3 protein-coding genes and 1 pseudogene are annotated in these 5,446 nt (G+C 66.9%); all 4 read left to right on the top strand.

The genetic code is table 11. The features are described from left to right. Window positions 1–465 (top strand): sensor histidine kinase KdpD (locus tag H926_RS31180; RefSeq protein ID WP_192816571.1); only part of this gene is annotated, 465 nt, incomplete at its 5' end. 154 nt (window positions 466–619) lie between these two features. Next, complete coding sequence (locus tag H926_RS29470; RefSeq protein ID WP_022677975.1) at window positions 620–3,874, top strand: efflux RND transporter permease subunit; 3,255 nt, start codon at window positions 620–622, stop codon at window positions 3,872–3,874. Beyond that, window positions 3,864–5,066 carry an efflux RND transporter periplasmic adaptor subunit gene (locus H926_RS0120780; RefSeq protein WP_022677974.1) on the top strand — a complete coding sequence of 401 codons (1,203 nt, stop codon included), beginning with the start codon at window positions 3,864–3,866 and terminating at the stop codon, window positions 5,064–5,066. The genes H926_RS29470 and H926_RS0120780 overlap by 11 nt, the downstream gene beginning before the upstream one ends. Continuing rightward, window positions 5,059–5,446: pseudogene (locus H926_RS35115) on the top strand (TolC family protein); the annotation flags it as partial. The gene H926_RS0120780 and the pseudogene H926_RS35115, both read left to right, overlap by 8 nt.

The following is a 5,446-nucleotide window of genomic DNA, read 5'->3' as shown; positions in this document are numbered from 1 at the left end:
GCCACCCGCATCGATGAACTCGTGGCGGTGGTGATCGATCTCTATGCCCCCCTTGCCGAGGAGCGCGAGGTGGCGCTGCTGGCAGGCAGCCTCGCGCCGGTCACGCTGGTGTGTGATGCGCAACTGATGGTCGAGGCGCTGAGCAACCTGGTGGACAACGCCATTAAGTTCAGCCCGCCGGGCGGCACCGTCATGGTCACTGTCACGCGCGAGGGCGGTCAGGCCGTGATCGCCGTGGTGGACGAAGGCGAGGGGATTCCGGCCGAACAGGTCGACGCGGTGGTGCGCCGGTTCGATCGCGGCGCGGCATCGCCTGCCGTGCCAGGTTCGGGCCTGGGCCTGAGCGTGGTGGCAGCGGTTGCCCACCTGCACCAGTTTGCGCTCGAACTGGCGCCGGCGCGTGCCGATCGCGCGCGTCCGGGGCTGGCCGCACGCATCCGCGCCGGGCACGTTCCGGCAATGTGAAATTCATTTCATTGGCAACGCGCTGCCGCTCGGTTCAATGGAGCCGGCGGTTGGCGCCGCACCATTGGCGGCGTCCCACGTTTCTGGCGCCTGCCTGCGCCTGGCTTCGCGCGTGCGAAGGCGGTGCGGGCGGGCCAAACCCATTGGGAACGCCATGCTGCAATTGGTCAAGCTTGCGCTCAGCAAGCCATATACCTTCGTCGTCCTGGCCATCCTGATCGTGCTTTCGGGTTCGATCGCCTGGCTTCGCACCCCCACCGACATCTTCCCCGATATCCGCATCCCGGTGATTGCCGCAGTGTGGCAATATCGCGGGCTGCCGCCCGAGGACATGGCCGGCCGGGTGGTCTATTATTACGAACGCTCGCTCACCTCGACGGTCAACGATATCGATCATATCGAAAGCCAGTCGATGAACGGCGTGGGTGTGGTCAAGATTTTCTTCCGTCCCGGCGTCGATATCCGCACGGCGACCGCGCAGGTCACCTCGGTGTCGCAAACCGTGCTCAAGCAGATGCCGCCCGGCATCACGCCGCCGCTGATCCTCAACTACAGTGCGGCCACGGTGCCGATCCTGCAGATGGCGCTGTCTTCGGGCAAGCTTTCCGAACAGGCGATCTATGACTTGGGGCAGAACGGCATTCGCCCGCGCCTGGCCACGGTGCAGGGCGCGGCCGTGCCATCGCCCTATGGCGGCCGCGAACGCCAGATCCAGATCGACCTCGATCCCGCCGCGCTGTTGCAGCACAATCTCTCTGCCGCAGACGTCGGCGCCGCGCTCGCCGCGCAGAACCAGATCGTGCCCGCCGGCACCACCAAGATCGGCGAGTTCGAATATTCCATCCGCCTCAACAACAGCCCGCAGGTAATCGACCAGCTCAACGCGCTGCCGATCCGCACGGTCGATGGCACGACAGTGACGATCGGTGACGTTGCGCATGTGCACGATGGTTCGCCGCCGCAGGTGAACGAAGTGCGCGTCGATGGCGGGCGCGCGGTGTTGATGACGATTCTCAAGTCCGGCTCGGCCTCGACCGTCGATATCGTCAACGACGTCAAGGCGCTGCTCCCCAAGCTCAAGGAAACGCTGCCCGACAGTCTCAAGGTTCAGCTGCTGTCTGACCAGTCGCTGTTCGTGAAGGCGGCGGTTTCGGGCGTGGTGCGCGAAGGCGTGCTGGCGGCGGCCCTGACCAGCCTGATGATCCTGCTGTTCCTGGGCTCGTGGCGGTCAACCGTGATCATCGCCACCTCGATCCCGCTGGCGATCCTGGCCGCCGTGGCGGGCCTGGCGGTGACCGGTGAAACGCTCAACATCATGACGCTGGGTGGCCTGGCGCTGGCCGTGGGCATCCTCGTGGACGATGCCACCGTCACCATCGAAAACATCAATTGGCACCTCGAACAGGGCAAGGGCGTGGCCGAGGCGATCATGGACGGGGCCGAGCAGATCGTGCGCCCGGCCTTCGTCTCGCTGCTGTGCATCTGCATCGCCTTCTTGCCGATGTTCTTCCTGCCCGGCGTGGCCGGCTTCCTGTTTGCCCCGATGGCCAAGTCGGTGGTCTTTGCGATGATCGCCAGCTTCGTGCTCTCGCGCACGCTGGTGCCGACCATGAGCAACTTCCTGCTGCGCGCGCATGGTTCTGAGCATGCCGTGGATATCATGGTCAGCCATGATGCCATGACCGGGCAGAAGCCGGGCATGCACCCGCTGCGCCGGTTCCAGCATGGCTTTGAAACGCGATTCGAGGCGATCCGCGCCTGGTACGTTGACGTGCTGCGCGCCGCGCTCGAAAGCCGCCGGCGGTTTGTGCCCGGGTTCATGATCGTGGTGCTGGCCTCGTTGGTGCTGGTGCCGTTCCTGGGGCGCAACTTCTTCCCCAGTGTCGATTCCGGCCAGATCAGCCTGCATGTGCGCGCGCCGGTCGGCACGCGCCTGGAAGAAACCGCCGCCCTGTTCGACAAGGTGGAAGACCAGATCCGCGCCACGGTGCCTCGCGATGAGCTGGTGTCGATCGTCGACAACATCGGCATGTCGTCTTCGGGCATCAATACCGCCTATGCCAACAGCGGCGGCATCGGTGCACAGGATGGTGACATCCTGGTGACCCTGGCCGAAGATCATCACCCGACCGACGGCTATGTCCGCGCCTTGCGTGAGCATCTGCCGCATTTGTTCCCCGGCACCACGTTCTCGTTCCTGCCGGCCGACATCATCAGCCAGATTCTCAACTTCGGTGCGCCCGCTCCGATCGACGTCATGGTGACCGGGCCGGATACCAAGGCCAACGCCGATTATGCGCGGATGCTGGCCGGCCGCATCAACCATGTTGCCGGGATCGCCGACGTGCGCATGCAGCAGGCGACCAACGCCCCGGAACTGCGCTTTGACATCGATCGTGCCCAAGCCGATCGGCTTGGCGTGACCGAAAACGACGTGACCAAGAGCCTTTCGGTCAATCTTGCCGGCAGTGCGCAGGTGGCGCCCACGTTCTGGCTCAATCCCAAAAACGGCGTGTCCTATCCGATCGTGGTGCAGACCCCGCAATACCGCACCGACAGCATCGGCGCGCTCGACAACATCCCGGTCAGTTCGGCCCGGCCCGGTTCGGTCCAGCTGCTGGGTGCCCTGGGCACCATGACGCGGGAGCCAACGGCGGCGCTGATTTCGCACTATGCGGTGCAGCCGGCGTTCGACGTCTATGCCACCACCCAAGGGCGCGATCTGGGCGCCGTGGCGGGCGACGTGCAGAAGATCCTGAACGATACGGCCGCCAGCCTGCCCAAGGGTTCGACCGTAAAGATCCGGGGCCAGGTGGAAACCATGAACGCGGCCTTCACCGGGCTGGTCCTGGGTCTGGTTGGCGCGATCGTGCTGATCTACCTGCTGATCGTGGTCAACTTCCAGAGCTGGATCGATCCGGCGGTGATCGTTTCGGCCCTGCCGGCTGCGCTTGCCGGGATTGCCTGGACGCTGTTTGCCACGCACACGCCGCTATCGGTGCCGGCCTTGACCGGGGCGATCATGTGCATGGGCGTGGCCACGGCCAACTCGGTGCTGGTGGTCAGCTTTGCCCGCGAACGCCTGGCCGTGCTGGGCAATGCCACCCTGGCCGCGATCGAAGCCGGTTCCACCCGCTTCCGCCCGGTGCTGATGACGGCGCTGGCCATGATCATCGGCATGGCGCCGATGGCGCTCGGCCTGGGCGAGGGGGGCGAACAGAACGCCCCGCTCGGCCGCGCCGTGATCGGCGGCCTGATCTGCGCCACCATTGCCACGCTGGTGTTCGTGCCCGTGGTCTTCTCCATCGTCCATCGCAAGGAACGCCGGGGCGGCGCCACGTCGCAGCCCACCCCGCCGCCGTCCGATGATCCCACTTTCATCAAGGGAGACCTTGTCCATGCAGAATGAAACCAGCCTGGTCGTGGGCCAGGAAGACGCCCCAGCGCGCGCGCCGCGCGGGCTCAAGACCGCCGGCATCGTTGCTGGCGTGGTGGCCGCCGTCATCGTGGGCGTGGGCATCTACAGCCGCCATGGCGAGGCACTAGACACCCGCAACTGGAGCGAGGCGCAGGCCATTCCCACCGTTCACCTGGTGGACGTGACGCCGGCCGCAGCCAGCGGCGCGCTCAGCCTGCCTGGCACCATGGCGGCGTGGAACACCGCGCATATCTTTGCCCGCGTGCCTGGCTACATGCAGGCCTGGACGCGCGACATCGGCGCCACCGTGGGCCAGGGCACCCCCCTGGCGCAGATCGAGACGCCCGAGCTTGACCAGCAGATCGCGGCCGCCCGCGCTGCGCTGGCCAAGGCCAAGGCCAGCGCGGGCTTGGCGCGCAGCACGGCAGCGCGCTGGAACGACCTGTTGACCGACCATTCGGTTTCGCAGCAGGAAGCCGACGAGCGCAACGGCAACCTGGCGGTTCAGGTTGCCACCGTGCGCGGGGCCGAGGCAGATCTTGCCCGGCTTCTGGCGATGAAGGGCTATGCCACGGTGCGCGCGCCCTTTGCCGGCGTGGTGACCCAACGCACTGCCGACATCGGCGATCTGGTGGGGCCTGGTGCCACCAACCAGCAGCCGATGTTTACCGTGGCCGACGTCAGCCGCATCCGCATCTACGTGGGCGTGCCGCAGACCTATGCCGCCGCGATGAAACCGGGCGTGGAAGCGACCCTGACCGTGCCCGATCTGCCGGGCCAGACGTTTGCCGCCAAGGTTGTCGGCACGTCGGATGCGATCAATCCGCAGAACGGCGCCTTGCAAGTGCAGTTGCTGGCCGACAATACCGCCCACGCGCTGCGCGCAGGCGGCTTTGCCCAGGTGGCGTTCAAGGTGCCGGGCAGCGCAGGGGCGGTCATGATCCCGTCTAGCGCGCTGCTGTTCCGCTCTGCCGGCACCCAGGTGGCCACGGTGGGCAGCGATGGCCGGGTGCGGCTGCTGTCGATCACGCTCGGCCGCGATCTGGGCAAGACGGTGGAAGTGGTCAGTGGCCTGTCCGCCGGGACCAAGATCATCGACAACCCGCCGGATTCGATCGCCAACGGCGAAGCGGTGCATGTCGCCCATGCCGGTGCAAACGGTGGGGGCGGCCAGCATGCCTGAGCGTCTTGCCAAGCTGCGGCTGGGGCTGGGCGCTGCCCTGGCCATGGCCCTGGCCGGGTGCGCCAGCGCCCCGGCCTATAAACCGCCGCAGGTCAGCCTGCCTGCCGCCTTTTCCGGCACCGGGCCGTGGGTGCCGGCCAGCGGCGATGCGGCCACGCCACCCGCCGCCTGGTGGACCGTGTTCGGCGATCCCGTGCTCAACGGGTTGGAAGATCAGCTCAACGCCGGCAATCCCTCGCTTGCCGCTGCCGTTGCCCGGCACGACAAGGCCGCGGCACTACTGCGCCAGGCGCGGGCCGATCTCTATCCCCAGCTGGGCGCCGGGGCGACGGTCACGCAGAACCGGCAATCGGCTGATCGCCCGCTGCGCGGCAGCACCC

Origin of the sequence: Novosphingobium sp. B-7 (assembly GCF_000410615.1) — a bacterium.
Classification (GTDB): domain Bacteria; phylum Pseudomonadota; class Alphaproteobacteria; order Sphingomonadales; family Sphingomonadaceae; genus Novosphingobium; species Novosphingobium capsulatum.
The sequence above is the reverse complement of the archived record's forward strand: the minus strand, read 5'-3'. Positions and strand labels throughout refer to the sequence as shown.